13 protein-coding genes are annotated in these 16,500 nt (G+C 56.9%); 8 read left to right on the top strand and 5 right to left on the bottom strand.

Features of this window, described 5'->3' with window-relative positions:
• The first annotated feature begins 30 nt into the window (after nucleotides 1-30).
• Genes gpmI through AC2FJE_RS11070 form a run of 3 tightly spaced genes read left to right on the top strand, consistent with a single transcriptional unit; the run spans nucleotide 31 to nucleotide 4,022 of the window.
• Nucleotides 31-1,548, top strand: coding sequence for a 2,3-bisphosphoglycerate-independent phosphoglycerate mutase (gene gpmI / locus AC2FJE_RS11080; RefSeq protein WP_496755983.1), 1,518 nt, complete (start codon nucleotides 31-33; stop codon nucleotides 1,546-1,548).
• Nucleotides 1,545-2,675: a murein hydrolase activator EnvC family protein gene (locus AC2FJE_RS11075; RefSeq protein ID WP_496760947.1), complete on the top strand. Its 1,131-nt coding sequence runs from the start codon at nucleotides 1,545-1,547 to the stop codon at nucleotides 2,673-2,675. The genes gpmI and AC2FJE_RS11075 overlap by 4 nt, the downstream gene beginning before the upstream one ends.
• 6 nt (nucleotides 2,676-2,681) lie before the next feature.
• A complete protein-coding gene (locus tag AC2FJE_RS11070; protein WP_058277149.1) occupies nucleotides 2,682-4,022 on the top strand; it encodes a S41 family peptidase in 1,341 nt (446 codons plus the stop codon).
• A gap of 48 nt (nucleotides 4,023-4,070) precedes the next feature.
• On the opposite strand, the gene AC2FJE_RS11065 is transcribed toward AC2FJE_RS11070, so the two are convergent.
• The 3 genes from AC2FJE_RS11065 to AC2FJE_RS11055 form a co-directional block, all read right to left on the bottom strand.
• Entirely contained in the window at nucleotides 4,071-5,597 is a 1,527-nt protein-coding gene (locus AC2FJE_RS11065) for an MFS transporter (protein ID WP_496755988.1), read from the bottom strand.
• 90 nt (nucleotides 5,598-5,687) lie between these two features.
• The gene (locus AC2FJE_RS11060) at nucleotides 5,688-6,047 is read right to left on the bottom strand and encodes a hypothetical protein (RefSeq protein WP_496760946.1); all 360 of its coding nucleotides are present in this window, start codon (nucleotides 6,045-6,047) and stop codon (nucleotides 5,688-5,690) included.
• An 11-nt stretch (nucleotides 6,048-6,058) separates the two neighbouring features.
• Entirely contained in the window at nucleotides 6,059-6,820 is a 762-nt protein-coding gene (locus AC2FJE_RS11055; protein WP_496760945.1) for a DUF6478 family protein, read from the bottom strand.
• Nucleotides 6,821-7,065: 245 nt separating this feature from the next.
• Here AC2FJE_RS11055 and AC2FJE_RS11050 point away from each other — a divergent pair, with 245 nt between their 5' ends.
• Genes AC2FJE_RS11050 through AC2FJE_RS11035 form a run of 4 tightly spaced genes read left to right on the top strand, consistent with a single transcriptional unit; the run spans nucleotide 7,066 to nucleotide 13,317 of the window.
• Complete coding sequence (locus tag AC2FJE_RS11050; protein WP_496760944.1) at nucleotides 7,066-10,164, top strand: ABC transporter transmembrane domain-containing protein; 3,099 nt, start codon at nucleotides 7,066-7,068, stop codon at nucleotides 10,162-10,164.
• Nucleotides 10,157-11,053: a CPBP family intramembrane glutamic endopeptidase gene (locus AC2FJE_RS11045; protein WP_282169504.1), complete on the top strand. Its 897-nt coding sequence runs from the start codon at nucleotides 10,157-10,159 to the stop codon at nucleotides 11,051-11,053. Before AC2FJE_RS11050 ends, AC2FJE_RS11045 begins: the two co-directional genes overlap by 8 nt.
• Nucleotides 11,054-11,113: 60 nt before the next feature.
• On the top strand, nucleotides 11,114-12,046 hold the full coding sequence (gene accD / locus AC2FJE_RS11040; RefSeq protein ID WP_058272084.1) for an acetyl-CoA carboxylase, carboxyltransferase subunit beta: 933 nt from the start codon (nucleotides 11,114-11,116) through the stop codon (nucleotides 12,044-12,046).
• Nucleotides 12,043-13,317: a bifunctional folylpolyglutamate synthase/dihydrofolate synthase gene (locus tag AC2FJE_RS11035; protein WP_496756001.1), complete on the top strand. Its 1,275-nt coding sequence runs from the start codon at nucleotides 12,043-12,045 to the stop codon at nucleotides 13,315-13,317. Before accD ends, AC2FJE_RS11035 begins: the two co-directional genes overlap by 4 nt.
• Nucleotides 13,318-13,393: 76 nt before the next feature.
• Here AC2FJE_RS11035 and zapE read toward each other — a convergent pair whose 3' ends face one another.
• Nucleotides 13,394-14,452, bottom strand: coding sequence for a cell division protein ZapE (gene zapE / locus AC2FJE_RS11030; protein WP_496756005.1), 1,059 nt, complete (start codon nucleotides 14,450-14,452; stop codon nucleotides 13,394-13,396).
• Between the two features lie 146 nt (nucleotides 14,453-14,598).
• Between zapE and AC2FJE_RS11025 the strand changes: the two genes are divergently transcribed.
• Entirely contained in the window at nucleotides 14,599-15,837 is a 1,239-nt protein-coding gene (locus tag AC2FJE_RS11025; RefSeq protein ID WP_282169501.1) for an MFS transporter, read from the top strand.
• Between the two features lies 1 nt (nucleotide 15,838).
• Here AC2FJE_RS11025 and AC2FJE_RS11020 read toward each other — a convergent pair whose 3' ends face one another.
• The gene (locus AC2FJE_RS11020; RefSeq protein ID WP_108859718.1) at nucleotides 15,839-16,459 is read right to left on the bottom strand and encodes an HAD family hydrolase; all 621 of its coding nucleotides are present in this window, start codon (nucleotides 16,457-16,459) and stop codon (nucleotides 15,839-15,841) included.
• Between the last annotated feature and the right edge of the window lie 41 nt (nucleotides 16,460-16,500).

Here is a 16,500-nt window from a genome sequence, read left to right as displayed (position 1 = left end):
CCGACCAGAGCAGAAATCCGGAGAGCCGCAATGACCGCCCCCAAACCCGTCGTCCTGTGCATTCTTGATGGTTGGGGCCTGTCCGAAGACACACGGTCTAACGCGCCGTACCTTGCAAATACTCCGACCTTTGATGCGATCATGACCAATGGGCCGCACGCGACCATTATTACACATGGCCCGGATGCTGGCTTGCCCAGCGGCCAGATGGGCAATTCCGAGGTGGGTCACACCAATATCGGGGCGGGCCGCGTTGTTGCGATGGATCTGGGGCAGATCGACCTGGCAATTGAAGATGGCAGCTTTTTCGACAATGCCGCATTGCAGACCTTCATAGCAAAGGTGAAGGCAGCAGGTGGAACGGCGCACCTGATGGGTTTGGTCTCGGACGGTGGCGTCCATGGCCATTTGAATCACATCGTCGCTGCTGCCAAGGCTATTACTGATGCAGGCGTTCCGGTGGCGCTGCACGCCATGACGGACGGGCGCGACGTCGCTCCGAAATCGGCATTTACTTACCTGTCTGAGCTTGAAGATCGTTTGCCCGACGGGGCGCGCATCGTCACGGTCTGTGGTCGGTATTTTGCAATGGATCGGGACAATCGCTGGGAACGCGTCAGCGAGGCTTATGATGCGATGGTCAAAGGCCAGGGTCGGGCTGCCACAACCGCGCATGGCGCTGTGGATCACGCATATAACCAGTCTGAAACCGATGAGTTCATCGCTCCTACTGTTCTGGAAGGTTACGACGGCATTCAGGATGGTGACGGGGTTTTCTGTCTGAATTTCCGAGCGGACCGCGCCCGTGAAATCTTGCGCGCGATTGGCGAACCGGGCTTTTCGGACTTCGATACCGGCCCGCGCCCGCAGCTTTCCGCCCTGTTGGGAATGGTCGAATATTCCGACGGTCACAATGCCTATATGACAACCGTGTTCCCCAAGCGGAAAATCGTGAACACTCTGGGTGAGTGGGTTGCCAAGAAGGGGTTGCGCCAGTTCCGTCTGGCCGAGACCGAAAAATACCCCCATGTCACATTCTTCCTCAATGGCGGCAAGGAAACGCCCGAGGAAGGCGAAGACCGGTTTATGCCGAAATCGCCCAAAGTGGCCACCTACGACCTGCAGCCCGAGATGTCTTCGGCCGAAGTGACGGCGAAGTTTGTCGAGGCGATCGAGGCAGGCTATGACCTGATCATCACCAATTATGCCAACCCCGACATGGTTGGTCACACGGGCGATCTGCAAGCCGCAATCAAGGCATGTGAGGCCGTCGATCAGGGCTTGTCGCAGGTTGTCGCGGCGCTGAACAAGGTCGGTGGCGCGATGATCGTCACAGCGGATCACGGCAATTGCGAGGTCATGGTTGACCCCGAAACCGGCGGGCCGCACACCGCGCATACTCTGAACCCGGTTCCCGTGGCGCTGGTCGGTGGACCAAAAGATGCATCGCTGCGAAACGGCCGCCTTTCCGATCTAGCCCCGACGCTGCTGGACTTGATGGGTCTTGAGCAACCGCCCGAGATGACGGGGAAGAGCCTGCTGTCATGAGGATGCGCGCGCTTATCTTTGCGATATGTCTTGCGTCGCCTGCCAGCGCGCAGAATGATCCGTCCACAGCAGCTTTGAATGCGGCGCGCATGCTGGAACAGGCCTCGATCAACCTGACTGAAGCCGACGGTGCCCGCGACCGCGTGCGTGCCCTGACCGAAACTATCCAGGCTTATGAGGCCGGGCTTTCAGCGATGCGGGACGGGTTGCGCATGGCAGCGACCCGCGAGGCACAGCTGACAGCAGAATTGCGGTCGCGGGAACAGGAGGTCGCGCAGCTGCTGGGTGTGTTGCAGACTATTGAGACCACGGCACCACCCGTTCTGATGCTGCACCCGTCCGGGCCCCTTGGTTCCGCGCGGGCAGGCATGATGCTGTCCGAAGTTACTCCCGGACTGAACGCGCGCGCGCAGGCACTGGCCCGTGATCTGCAAGAAGTCCAGACCCTTCGGAAACTTCAGCAAAGTGCTGCAGACACTCTGGTCGAAGGATTAACAGGTGTGCAAAACGCGCGCACCAGCCTCAGTGAAGCCATCGCTGACCGCACGGATTTGCCCCGTCGCTTTGTCGAAGATCCGGTTCGCACGGCCATCCTGATTTCATCAACCGAGACGTTGGACGGCTTTGCCAGTGGATTGTCCGAAATCTCGGAAGGCGAAATTGCCGAAACAGATGCGGATGTATCTGACCGCAAAGGGCGGATTGCATTGCCGACCCAAGGCGTTGTTTTGCACCGCGCGGATGAGACTGATGCGGCTGGTGTGACGCGTCCCGGTGTGGTTCTGGCCACCCGTCCGCGGGCAATTGTTACAGCGCCAACCGCGGCAACAATCCGGTACCGTGGACCATTGCTGGAACTCGGGAACGTCATGATCCTCGAGCCGCAACCAGGCTTGTTGTTCGTGTTCGCCGGCCTGCAAGACGTTTACGGAGACATGGGCGAGGTGATCCCCGAAGGCACTCCGGTGGGTTTGATGCCGGGTGAATCGCCCGAAATCGGCGCAATTTTGTCAACAAGCAGTGATGGCACTGGAACTGGCCGGTCAGAAACGCTCTATATAGAGGTAAGACAGAATAATAGCCCCGTGGACCCGGAATCATGGTTTCGGACCGACAAGGATGGATAAACGAGTATGAAGAAATTTCTGATGGCCGGTCTGGCCGGAACCGTGGCAGGTGTAATCGCAACTACACAAATTGCTGGTCCTTTGCTGGCGCAAGAGGCTGACCGGAAGGCCAGCGTGTACGAGCAACTGGATCTGTTCGGGGATATTTTTGAACGTATCCGCGCCCAGTATGTCGAAGACGTGGAGCCGGAAGAGCTGATCGAAGCGGCCATCGACGGTATGCTCACGTCGCTTGATCCGCATTCCAGCTACCTTTCGCCAGATGATGCTGAGCAGATGCGCGTGCAGACACGTGGTGAATTCGGTGGATTGGGCATCGAGGTCACGCAAGAGGAAGGCTATGTCAAAGTTGTCTCGCCGATCGACGATACCCCGGCAGATGAGGCGGGGATCGAAGCGGGTGATTTCATCACTCATGTCGATGGGGAAAGCATCCTTGGCCTGACATTGGACAAGGCCGTCGATCTGATGCGTGGCCCGGTCGGGTCGGAAATCGTGATCACCGTCGTTCGTGAGGGCGAACAAGAGCCGTTCGACATCACCATTATCCGGGACACCATCAAGCTAACAGCCGTGCGTGCCCGAACCGAAGGCACCAGCGTTGTTCTGCGTGTCACCACATTCAACGACCAGACTTTCCCGAACCTACAGGAAGGCCTGAATGAACAGATCGAAGAAGCTGGTGGTCTGGACAAGGTCAATGGCTTTGTCCTTGACCTGCGGAACAATCCTGGCGGGCTGCTGACCCAGGCGATCAAAGTTTCGGACGCGTTCCTGAACGAAGGCGAGATCGTGTCCACCCGTGGTCGTGACCCAAGCGACGGTGAGCGTTTCAATGCAACAGCGGGTGATCTGGCCGAAGGTAAACCAATCGTTGTCCTGATTAATGGCGGGTCCGCCTCTGCATCGGAAATCGTGGCCGGCGCGCTGCAAGACCACCGTCGCGCGATCGTTGTCGGCACCAAGAGCTTTGGCAAAGGATCGGTGCAAACGGTCATGCCGCTGCGTGGCGATGGTGCAATGCGTCTGACGACCTCGCGCTATTACACGCCCTCGGGCCGGTCAATTCAGGCACTTGGCGTCAGCCCCGACATCATCGTTGAACAACCGCGCCCTGCGCCGGATGCCGAGGAAGAGGAAGCCAACGCCCGCACGCGGTCCGAAGCTGACCTGCGCGGCAGCCTGAACAATGACAGCCTCAGCGAAGATGAAATTCGTCAGATCGAAGAAGACCGCGCCAAAGCCGAAGCCACGGCTGAATTGCGGGAAGAGGATTATCAGCTGGCTTACGCCATCGACATCCTCAAAGGTTTGTCGGCGTTCAATCCCAACGGACCGTCTCAGTAAGACAAACAGGGCCGCCGATACAGGCGGCCCTTTCTGCAAAGGCCAGGATCAGCCCTCAACCTTGTGCAGTTTTTCTTCGTCAAGCATCATCGCCAGAACAATGCCTACCGAGACCGAGATGGCCGCAAAAACAAAGGCCATGTTCATACCTGCATCGAATGCGGCAGCGACGGCGGATTTGACCTTTTCGGCTTCTGCCGAGCTTAGCTTTTCCACTATAGCGCGGGCCGTACCGGTCGTAAGCGTTCCACCGTTGATCGCCTTTTGATCGGTTGCAGACATGTTGATCCCATCCGCAACCAGCTGTTTACTGAGGCTGGACAGGCTGACGACATACATTATTGCGGTCGCGAAGGCGACGGATATAGCGCCGTATACCAGATGGGTCATAAAGCTCAGCCCGCCGACAAGTCCAGCGCGTTCAGGTTTGACGGCGCACACGGCTGCAGTGCCTGATGGCCCAACCGTCAACGTTGCGCCCAGCCCGATCATCGCCATGCCGGGCAAAATCTGAAAATAGCCCAGCCCCGCCGGCAAGATAATAATACTGAGAGCGCCGGTCGTTGCGATCAAATACCCCCAGAACAGCAGGCGCTTTGGCCCGAAATCATTATAAAGAGTGCCCGAAACAATCGAGCCAACGGCCAGCAGGAGTGTTAGCGGGGCAAGCCCAATCGCGGATTCAAACACGGACCAACCAAGGACCTTTTGCATGTATTGAGGGAAGTATAGCAGCCCTACAAATGCCGCCGACACGTTGAACATGTTCAGTCCCAGCGTGATCCGAAACTCGCGGTTCTGCATCATTTGTGGCAGTAAAAGCGGCTCTTTCACGCGCTTCTCGACTTGCGGGAAAAAGAAGAACAGCGCGGCGCTGACGAAAAACAACATCAGCAGCGGGACAGACGTCCAGCCCCAGTCCGCACCGATGTCCAGCCCGTAAAGCAGCAAAAGAACGGCAAACGAAAGAATACCTATCCCGGCGAAATCGATTTGTTCGCCCCGTTTGTGTTGAGTTTCACGCTCCATAAGGATCAAGGCCGTAACCATCGAAATGGTCGAAAACAACACGTTTGCAAGAAAGAACAAGCGCCAGTCGCCAAAGCTGACTGCGGCGCCGCTGATGAGCGGACCAAAAACATTGCCGCTGGTCACACCGGCGAGGATCATACCCATGATCATGGCGCGGTGCTCGGGACGCGAGACTTTGGTGGCGCCAAAAGCAAGCGTGCAAGGCCAGACGCAACCTGAACCAATCCCCTGCAAAGCACGCGCGGCGATCAGGAAGTCGAGACTGGGAGAGACAAAGCACATGACGGACGCAAATAGAAAGATCGCCAGCCCGATGATCATCATCTTGCGATGCCCGAACATGTCCCCCATGCGCCCCCCGGCGACCATGGTCATGGCAAAAAACAAGGCGTAGATATTCAGAACCCATTGGGTGCTGGTAATATCAGCGTCAAAGCTGTTTTCGATGGCCGGGACAAGAATAAGAGCGCCGGTAAAGTCGATACCGATCCCGAACCCTGTCACCATCAGAGCGATGACCTTGACGATACTGCTGCGGTCCATTTTCGCACTCGGGTTGCTTCGGATGACATTTATGATGCACGGATTCCGCCTGAAAGATAGACAAAGCCTTGGAAACGAAGAAAACCCGGATCAGTCCGAAGGTGCCTGAGACCGTCTAAATGCCCGTTTCAACAAGTCCAGTTCCCCCCGCAACAAAGCGATTTCGGTCCGCAAATCATCCGCGGCTGATGCACCCGCAATGATTGTGAATTCACCGATCTTCTGTGATGTGGCTGCATCGGCTATTACAAAGCAATGAACCCCGTCGGCAATCGCGGTTGATGGCACCGGCACACTCAGCTCCCAACCACCATCGGCGGCGGTCATGAGTACACCCTCCAGCGCCTGGCCCATATAACGGACTTCGACGTGCGGTTCAGTGTCGGCCTGCAGGTACCCGCGCCAGATGCCGTTTTCGAACAGGGTTGGGGTCAAGGTTGGTTGTGTCATGGCCAATGCTCTCACATGTCGGCGCGGTGGTGGCGGCAAAGGGTCAGGTCCCGCAGAACTATGCGGTTCATAGCCGGATTGGTCAGAACCAGATCCAGCCAGATCTTGTCTATACGCCGTTCGTTCAGCGGCAAATTGGCAAGATCGAAATCCAGAACATTCGAACTTGTCGACAAATCAAGAGACCGTGGAACGGAATCAGTGTTTGGGCCGTGCCGAATATTCAATCGCGCGGTCACGTCCAGCGGACGTTCTGTTTCAATCTGGGCATCGACCCGCATCAGGTGCTGCCGCGTCAGACCTTGCACAGCCTCGGGCGGCAAATCCAGCGACACGGACAGGAATGACCCCGCAAAGCCAAACACTTCGACGCCAAGTCCAAAAGCGGCCAGGTCCTTTTCGTCCATGTTTCGTGCCTGTCGCACACTGATCTCGGATAGAGCGCAGTCATGGAATATCTTTACCTGCTGATCCAATTCGACCTTACGCGGGATTGAGGCGAGACCGGGCCGGGGCAAGGGACCCCGCCACAAATCAGGTCGCCAGCACCAGTCAGTACCCAGCGGTTTGGGGAATTGCTTTGATCCAATCAGGGGCAGCGTCAGTCTTTCGTTTGCTTCCCGTAGCAAACGGTCCAATTGCGCACGCAGTTTGCGCGCCTCGTCGCGCTGTTGACGCAATTGGGGGTTCGTGGCCCCGGCCGCGTCTTGAACGGCGCGTTGCCAACGCGCAATAGTTTTGCGGTGTAGATATCGTTCGAGAAGTTTGCCCATGATCCCATCGTCTGAACTTGACCTTCTTTAGTCAAAGACAACGGCGAGGATAAGGCCGAATTGGCGAAATCCGCATAAAACTGCCCGACACTAACGTGGTTGTGACTGGGCGGTTTTGGTTGTGTCTGCTAAGGCCCCCATCGCCGTTCTTGCAATCACCTGGGACTGTGCGTACCGTCCGGCACCTGATTGCTTTGGATTATCCGAAAAACCGCGTACTAAATTCTTTGAGGCAAGGCCGGGGCATGGAACCCACACTATTTTCGTTCATCTGGAAACACTCGAAAAAGCAGCAGCTTGTGCTGTTGTTTCTGACGGTATTGTCGTTTCCGTTTCTCTACGCCTCGCTAGAGCTGCCAAAACAGATCATCAACGACGCAATTGGTGCGCCCAACGATAGCGTTACACTTTTTGGGTTCACCTTCACGCAGGTCCAATATCTGCTAATCCTCTGTTTCGCATTTTTGGCCACTGTAATCGCCAGCGGCTTGATGAAGATGCGCATCAACACGATGAAGGGCATATTGGCCGAGCGTATGCTGCGCCGGCTTCGGTTCACGCTGATTCACCGCGCGATGCGATTCCCGAAATCGTATTTTGCCACCACCAGCCAAGGTGAACTTGTTTCAATGATCACCTCTGAGGCCGAACCGATGGGCGGCCTGATGGGTGATGCGATTGCCCAGCCGGTGTTCCAGTTTGGTCAGATGATGACCATTGTCACCTTTCTGTTCATGCAAAGCGTTTGGTTCGGTCTGGCCAGCATCGCGTTGATTCCGTTGCAGGCATGGCTGATCCCAAAACTGCAGCGCCAGATCAACCTGCTGAACAAGGAACGTATTCAGCAGGTCCGCCACCTCAGCTCGGAAATTGGCGAAAGCGCGGCGGGCATCAGCGATTTGCGGGCCAATGGTGGCTGGCGCTATCGGTTGGCACAATTCAGCCATCGGTTGGGAACCTTGTTCGAGATCCGGTTCAAGATCTACAACAAGAAGTTCTTCATGAAGTTCCTCAACAATCTGATTACTCAGATGACGCCGTTCCTGTTCTATTCGGTCGGTGGCTATCTGGCGATCACGGGTGAGGTGACAGTGGGCGCGTTGGTCGCGGCGCTTGGGGCATACAAGGACCTTAGTGGCCCATGGAAAGACTTGCTGACCTATTACAACCAGGTTCAGGATATGTCTTTGCGCTGGGAAATCGTGATTGAACGTTTTGCCCCGGACAACATGATCCCTGAAGAGCTGTTTGTGGGTGAGCCAGAGTCTATTCCGCATCTAAGCGGCGATATCGAACTGCGCAATGTAACAGTGCGCGATGATGACGGGAAAACCATCCTTGAAGATATCGACCTGACCATCCCCAAGGGTGCCCGCGTTGCTATCCAGTCGTCAAGCGCCGCCGAGCGTGGCGCGTTGGCGCAACTACTGACACGAGAGCTATTGCCAATACAAGGCAGCGTCACAATTGCGGGTCACGATCTGCTAAAACTCCATCAGACGGTAATTGCGGCGAGGATCGGCTATGCCTATTCGCGACCCTATCTGTTTGACGGGACTTTAGGCGATAACCTTTTGATGCCGTTGCGAACCCATCCACAACACGAACCCGACGCAAAGAAGGCCCCAAGCCGGTGGCAGATCGAAGCGGTGCGGGCCGGGAACCCTCCGGATTCCCTGTCGGATGAGTGGATCGATCCCGGCCTGGCAGGGTTGGAAGACATCGAGGATATCCGCAACTGGTGGTTCCAGCTGGTCGAGGCGATGGGCATCGACGAGTTCATGTTCCGCCGGACATTACGTACCCAGTTCGATCCAGTGCAACATTCTGCCCTGGCGCGTGATATCGTAAATCTGCGCGATACGGTCGCGCAGAGGTTGGAAGAAAAAGACCTGGCGCGGTATGTCTATCGGTTCGAACCGGACCGCTTTAACCCGGCTGTTCCGCTGGGGGGCAACCTGCTGTTTGCCGCTCCGTCTCGCGATATCTCACCGGATATTCTGGCGGGCGATGATCGGTTCATGTGGATGCTGCGCCATCACGATCTGGACGATGACGCAATGAGCATTGCAAGCGCGGTGCTGGAAACACTGCACCAGACGTTTGGGCGGGACGGGGCAGATCACCCGCTGTTCCTTCGTCTGGGTATGGCCAAGGATATGTTCCACCGTCTGCTTGATATCGAGGACCGGCGCAAAGCCAAAGGGGATGAAGCAATCAGCGAGGGCGAGCGTGCCTTGTTGCTGACCGTTCCGTTCCTGCTGACCGCGGAACAGATCGGGCCTGATTTTCCGGACGAGTACAAAGATAAGATCTTGGCCATCCGAAGGGGACAAGCGGAACAGCTGCGTGCCTCGATGGATGGGATGTTCGTTCCGGTCACGCCGGATGCATATATTGAACGCATGACTGTCATGGAAAATGCCCTGTTCGGGCGGGTTTCTTTGATGGCCGGGGCGCACACGGATGAAATCGAAGATGTCGTCGCCGAAGCCATGAACGAAGCTGGTCTGCGCCGCCGGGCGGCGGCCATTATCTATGACCTGCCCTCGGGTCTGGGTGGGAATAACCTGCCGACGGTATTTCAGGAACGCGCCGCATTCTCGCGCGCTGGAATCAAGCGTCCTGATGTGTTGATCCTGGACAAAGCTCTGGCCAGCCATGATTCCGAGAGCAGGCTGAGAACCCGGCTGAAACTGCGGGAATTGTTGCCGGATTCCATCATGGTCTTCATGGAGGATTACTTTGCCCATCCCGAAGCCTATGATCTGTTCGTCGAGATCAAGGATGGTCGAATTGACGGCGTCTCGCGGACCCGCCCAGAAGAGGAGGCCAGCTCAACGGATGACCTGAGCCGTAAGCTCAAGATTATCTCGTCGACCGAGCTGTTTTCCGGCATTGATGGTCGCAACCAGCGCCTTCTGGCGTTTTCGGCGCAATGGTACGATGCCGCAGCCGGACAGATCATCTTCTCCGAAGGGCAAACGCCAGATGCCGCTTATCTGTGTATTTCGGGCGAAGCCGACCTGATCTGGAATGAAGGGAACGGAACCGCGCGTACGATCTCGGTCATCGAGCCGGGGCGTCTGATCGGAGACTTGTCGATTATCACAGGCGAAATTCGGCAATTTGATTTGGTTGCGGTCAAGAATTGTTCGTTCCTGCGCATTGGGGCCGAGGAGTTGCGCGCGGTAATTGAAAGTGACGCAGGTGTTGCAATGCAGCTGCTGCAAACGGTTGCCGGCTATCTGACTACGATTTCCGAAAGGCTGAACGCCGCCAATGCAACCTCATTGATCTTCGATGATGACGAGCCGAACCGGGACACGGCCGACAATGCCTGACGCCCGCCCCGGCAGATACATGGCGCATGAACGACTGGTTGCACCTTCGCGCGCACGGCCAGAGCTTTGGCGCCTGCTTGTCGGGCTGACCATTGTTGGCGTGGTTGGCATCCTTCTGAACTTCCTACTTTTTGGATTGGTTGCGGGTCTTGGATCCGTCGAATGGGCCCAAGGTTTGCTGACCGGCGCATCCCCGGTTGCACTTTTGGTGCTACTGGCAAGCTTTGGCTTCATCACATTGGGCGTGTCCATCGCTGCAAAACGCCTACAACATCGAACGCTGCGCTCAATCTGTGGTCCATGGCGCGAGGGCATTGGGCAATTTTGGAATGTTTTTAAGGCATTGCTGATCGTTGGGATCGTCGTGGCCATCTTGCCGCCATATGGCATGGGCGCAACGCTGACGCAGAATTTGGCACTGTCGACCTGGCTGTTGTTTCTGCCTTTCTCGCTTTTTGCAGTGCTGATTCAGACAAGCGCTGAAGAGGTGCTTTTTCGGGGTTACATCCAGCAAAGTCTGGCAGCGCGATTCCGATCGCCAGTTATTTGGTTGGGCGTACCGTCGATTTTGTTCGCGGCAGGTCACTATGCCCCCGGCGCGGCCGGAGACAACGCGCTACTGGTTGCCGTGTGGTCCGGTATGTTCGGCCTGATGGCGGCGGATCTGACGGCACGGTCAGGGACGTTGGGGCCTGCTATCGCATTGCACCTGTTCAATAATATGGTCGCTCTGCTGTTTGTTTCCTTACCCGATGGCTTAAGTGGTCTGGCATTGTATCTGCTTCCTTACGACATGTCGGATACCGGGGCGCTGCGGCAATGGCTGTATGTGGATTTTGCTGTGATGATCGTCAGTTGGCTAACAGCGCGGGTTGCGCTCAGGCGTTGATTGCATTTCTTTCCGTAGCGTCTTATTTGACGTCAAAGCCGCACAAGCCAAGGTTCCGATATGAACTGGATTACAAACTACGTCCGCCCACGGATCAACTCGATCTTCTCGCGCCGAGAAGTGCCGGAGAATCTTTGGCACAAATGCGATGAATGCGGAACCATGCTGTTTCACCGTGAGTTGGCAGAAAACCAGAATGTCTGCACCCAGTGCGATCATCACATGGCGATCACTCCGCGCGAGCGGTTCGATCATCTGTTTGATGGTGGGATCTTTACCGAGGTCGAGGTTCCCGCGCCCAAAGACGATCCGCTGCAATTCCGCGATCAGAAAAAGTACCCCGACCGGATGAAAGCCGCCCAAAAGAAAACGGGCGAGAAAGAGGCGATGTTGGTCGCCCTGGGTGAAATTGGCCGAACCCCGATTGTCGCAGCTGCGCAAGACTTTTCGTTCATGGGCGGATCCATGGGCATGTATGTCGGCAACGCGATCATCGCGGCCGCTCAAGAGGCGGTGAAGCTAAAGCGCCCGCTGATCCTGTTTTCGGCCGCTGGCGGCGCACGGATGCAGGAAGGTATCCTAAGCCTGATGCAGATGCCCCGCACAACCGTGGCAGTAGAAATGCTGAAAGAGGCAAATCTGCCCTACATCGTAGTGCTGACTCACCCAACAACGGGCGGTGTGACGGCTTCGTACGCGATGCTGGGTGATGTCCATATCTCAGAGCCCAATGCGCTGATTTGTTTTGCCGGTCCACGCGTGATCGAACAGACGATCCGGGAAAAGCTGCCCGAAGGGTTTCAGCGTGCCGAATACCTGTTGGATCACGGCATGTTGGACCGTGTGACCAAGCGGACCGAAATGCGCGATGAGTTGATCACCATCACGCGGATGTTGATGAACCAGCCTCCGGCGGTCAAAGGTGATCTGCCAGCGCCCGAATCCGAAGATGCAGTGGCAGAAGCCCCGGCTGAAGACGCGGAAGAGAAATGACCCCTCAGACATCGGACGTCATTCTGGAAAGGATGATGGCGCTGCATCCCAAGATCATTGACCTGACCTTGGATCGTGTCTGGCGTCTGCTGACCACGCTGGACAATCCGCAAAACAAGCTGCCGCCGGTGATCCATATCGCGGGAACCAACGGCAAGGGCTCGACCCAGGCCATGATCCGAGCGGGGCTGGAAGGGGCAGGGCTGACCGCCCATGCCTATACCTCGCCCCATCTGGCACGGTTTCATGAGCGTATTCGTCTGGCGGGTGAACTGATTTCCGAACCGGCTCTGACGGCGGTTCTGGACGAATGTTATGCCGCCAATGGTGGCGAGAACATCACGTATTTTGAGATCACAACCTGCGCGGCCCTGCTGGCTTTTGCCCGGTCCAAGGCGGACTACACGTTGCTTGAGGTCGGGTTGGGTGGCCGGTTGGATGCGACCAATGTCATTCACGACCCGGCGGTGACGGTCATCACGCCGGTTTCAATCGACCATGAACAATATCTGGGCGATACCTTGGGCAAGATCGCAGCGGAAAAGGCCGGCATCATCAAGCCCGGTGTTCCCTGCATCGTTGGCCCGCAACAGGATGAGGCGCTGGAGGTCATTGAATACACTGCCGCGCGTCTGGGTGCACCTTTGTTGGTGCATGGCCAACACTGGCACGTCACCGAAGAAAACGGGCGGCTCGTCTATCAGGACGAAACTGGCCTGCGCGATCTACCGCTGCCAAATCTGTTGGGCGCACATCAGTATCAAAACGCCGGCGCCGCGCTAGCGGTATTGCGTCATCTGGATCTTGGGGAAGACGCCTATGAGGCTGCGGTGACCAAGGCTGAATGGCCAGCCCGCATGCAGCGATTGAAAACCGGCCCTCTGGTCGAACAGGCCCCCGAGGCCGAGCTCTGGCTGGATGGCGGGCACAACGCTGCCGCAGGTTTGGCATTGGCCGATCTACTGGCGAAGCTGCCTGCACGTCCAACCCATATGATCTGTGGGATGTTGAACACAAAGGACGTCACCGGGTATCTGGCTCCGCTTGCCGCACAGGCGCAAAGCCTGACGGCAGTCTCTATCCCGGGCGAGGTCAATACGCTGAGCGCTGACGACACCGCTGAAGCCGCTTCTCGGGTTGGGCTGGCAGCGTCTACTGCCAATAGTGTAGCCGAGGCCCTGAAAAAAATTACTGAAGATGACCCGCAGGTGCGGGTTCTGATCTGTGGATCGCTATACCTGGCCGGTAATATTCTGCGCGAGAACGGCTGAAAAAGGCGCATCCGCACAGCTTCATCTGGCCAAATATCCCGGGGGAGTCGCGCAAAGCGCGGCGGGGGCAGCGCTCCTATTGCCCCCAATCCTGATCCTGCATCTCGCGCAGGCGCGACGCGGTGCGTTCAAACTCAAATGTGCCTTCACCTTCGACATACAGCATCTCGGGCTCTGCCGCAGCTGAACAGATCAAGCGGACTTTTCCCTCATACAGTGCATCGATCAGCGTGACGAACCGTTTGGCTTCGTTAAAATTATTGCGCGACAGGCGCGGGATGTCCTCAAGCACCAGAACTTTGACTTTTTCCGCGATGGCAAGATAATCTGCCGGGCCCAGCATCCTTCCACAAAGGTCGTAAAAACTGGCCCGCGCCACGCCATTTCGAAAGGCGGGCAGTTCTACCGCACGACCGTTGACCTGCAGGATCAGCGGGTCCGCCGTCCCCCCGGCCAGGTCATTCCAGACGCTGCGAATGCTCGCGCGTGCTTCGGGGCCTATGGGTGTAAAGTAAACAGGTGCGCCTTCTAGCCGGTTTTGGCGGTAATCCGTGGGTGAGATCAGCTCCCACACCTCAAGCTGTTCTTTGATATGTGCAATGAAGGGCAAAAATAGCTGCCGGTTTAGCCCGTCCTTGTACAGATCATCCGGATGGCGGTTCGATGTCGTCACGACCACGGTGCCACCTTCATGTAGCAGATCAAACAAACGACCAACGATCATCGCATCGGTGATATCGGTGATTTGCATTTCGTCAAATGCCAGTACGCGCGCGGACTTGATCACCGAGGCGGCCACCGGAGCCAACGCGTCTTCAACTCCATCCTTACGGGCCTTGTGCATGCCTGCGTGGATTTCCTGCATAAAGGCGTGAAAATGCACTCGGCGGGCGGGGATGTCTGCCAAAGAGTCGACGAACATATCCATCAGCATGGATTTTCCGCGCCCGACTCCGCCCCACAGATATAAACCTTTGGGCGGCGGCGGGGCTTTTCGAAAGAACCCCCGTTTCACAGGTTCGGCCAATGCCGCCCGGATACGTTCGAAATGAGGAAGAACGGCCTCTTGCGCGTCGTCTCTGGTCAGGGTGCCGTCGGCCACCTGCGTGTCATAAAGCGATATCAAACCCGTCATGTTTTGAGGCATAGCGCCCGGTTTGCCCGTTGAAAAGCAGCCATTTCTCGGGCGCATCAATTTTGCTGATCCGTGACCGCAAAACTCCTGAATTGACGCACAACCTAAACGCGGTAACGTCTGGTTCTTGAACGCCCGAGGACCTAATGCCCCAACACACGCGCTTGCTGAACCCCATCCTGATCGTCGGATGTATCATCATCACCGTCAGTTTTGCCGTGCGCGCATCGTTTGGCGTGTTTCAGATCCCCATCGCAGATGAATTCGGCTGGCTGCGCTCGGACTTCTCGATGGCAATCGCAATTCAGAATTTGGCCTGGGGCATTGGGCAGCCGATTTTCGGGGTCATCGCCGAAAAGGTCGGCGACAGGCGCGCGATTATTCTTGGGGCTCTGACCTACGCGGCGGGTATGGTTCTGTCGGCCTGGTCCGTCACTCCGTTCGAGCACCAAATGTACGCATGGCTTGTGGGGTTCGGTATCGCGGGAACAGGATTTGGCGTGGTGCTTGCCGTGGTGGCGCGGGCATCGTCGGACGAAAACCGCTCTATGTCGCTTGCGATTATCACAGCTGCTGGCAGTTTCGGTCAGGTTCTGGGGGCGCCTACAGCCGAATGGATGCTGAGCTTTATGCCTTGGCAGCAGGTGTTCATCGTATTCGCTGCAGCTATCTTGGCACTGGTGCTGACACTGCCGTTCATGCGCGCCCCGCAGGCCGCCAGCAAGGCAGAGATCGAAGAAAGCATGAGCCAGATCCTGACCAGGGCTTTCCGCGATCCATCCTATACGCTGATCTTTCTGGGCTTTTTCAGCTGCGGTTATCAGCTTGGCTTCATCACCGCACATTTCCCCGCTTTCGTGACCGAGATGTGCGGACCCATACAACCCGGTGGCGTACTGCATTCTATTGGCATCACAACCACATCAGCACTGGGGGCCGTGTCAATTTCATTGATAGGCCTGGCAAATATTGCGGGCACGCTGCTGGCGGGTTGGGCCGGGAACCACTTTCCCAAAAAATACCTTCTGGCAGGTGTCTATACGGCGCGCACACTTGCGGCGGCGGCCTTCATCGTGTTCCCGATCACGCCCCTGTCGGTCATCGTGTTTTCGCTGGTCATGGGTTCGCTTTGGCTTGCCACCGTTCCGCTTACTTCGGGGTTGGTCGCGCATCTCTACGGACTGCGCTACATGGGAACGCTGTATGGGATCATCTTTTTCAGCCACCAGGTCGGCAGTTTCCTGGGCGTCTGGTTGGGCGGGCGCATGTATGACCAGTACGGCGACTACACCATGGTCTGGTGGATCGGAGTCGCAATTGGGGCGTTCAGTGCCATCGTCCACCTTCCCATTCGCGAAAACCGCCCAACGCCCGTCACCGCCTGAGCTACAGCGCCTCTTCGACCGTCAGTAGACCTTCTTGCAGCAGTCGGTCCGCCCAACCCTGTGGGCCGGTAAAGTGGTGCGTCTGCCATCCACGGGCGCGCGCCGTTTCGATATTTTCGAGTCGGTCGTCGGTGAACAAAAGCGCCTCGGGCGGTAGTCCACAATCCGCTTCGACCATTTCATAGATCGGAACATGCGGTTTGACGGTCTGCATCCGTCCCGACACGTATTGTTTGTCGAACTCGTTGAGGAACGGGTAAACCGTCGTCGCATAGTCGAAATTTTGCACCCCGAAATTGGTCAATGCAAAAACCGGCACGCCTTTGGCCCGCAAGGCCCGTTGCAGACGGATCGAGTGGGGGATCTCGGGCGCGGCAAGTTCGATCCACTTGTCGTGCCACATGCGGATTTCATCCCGCCATTCCGGGTATTTCTCGGCCCAATCATAGATTGTGTCAGTGAAGTGATGACCCTGGTCAACCAGGTCGTTCATCCCGTGCAGGTCAACTTCCGAGAACATGGCACGACGGCGCTCTTCCCCGATGACCTGGTCGTAATAGCGTTCGGGTTGCCATTCGATCAGAACATTCCCGATGTCAAAAACAACAGCTTTCACCGACATGTACGTACCTGTCTTCTTGTTCCTTAGTTGGTGCCACTGAA

It is taken from the genome of Ruegeria sp. CDSC002, from assembly GCF_059610905.1.
Note: the sequence above shows the minus strand (reverse complement) of the source record. Positions and strands in the feature narration are given on the sequence as shown.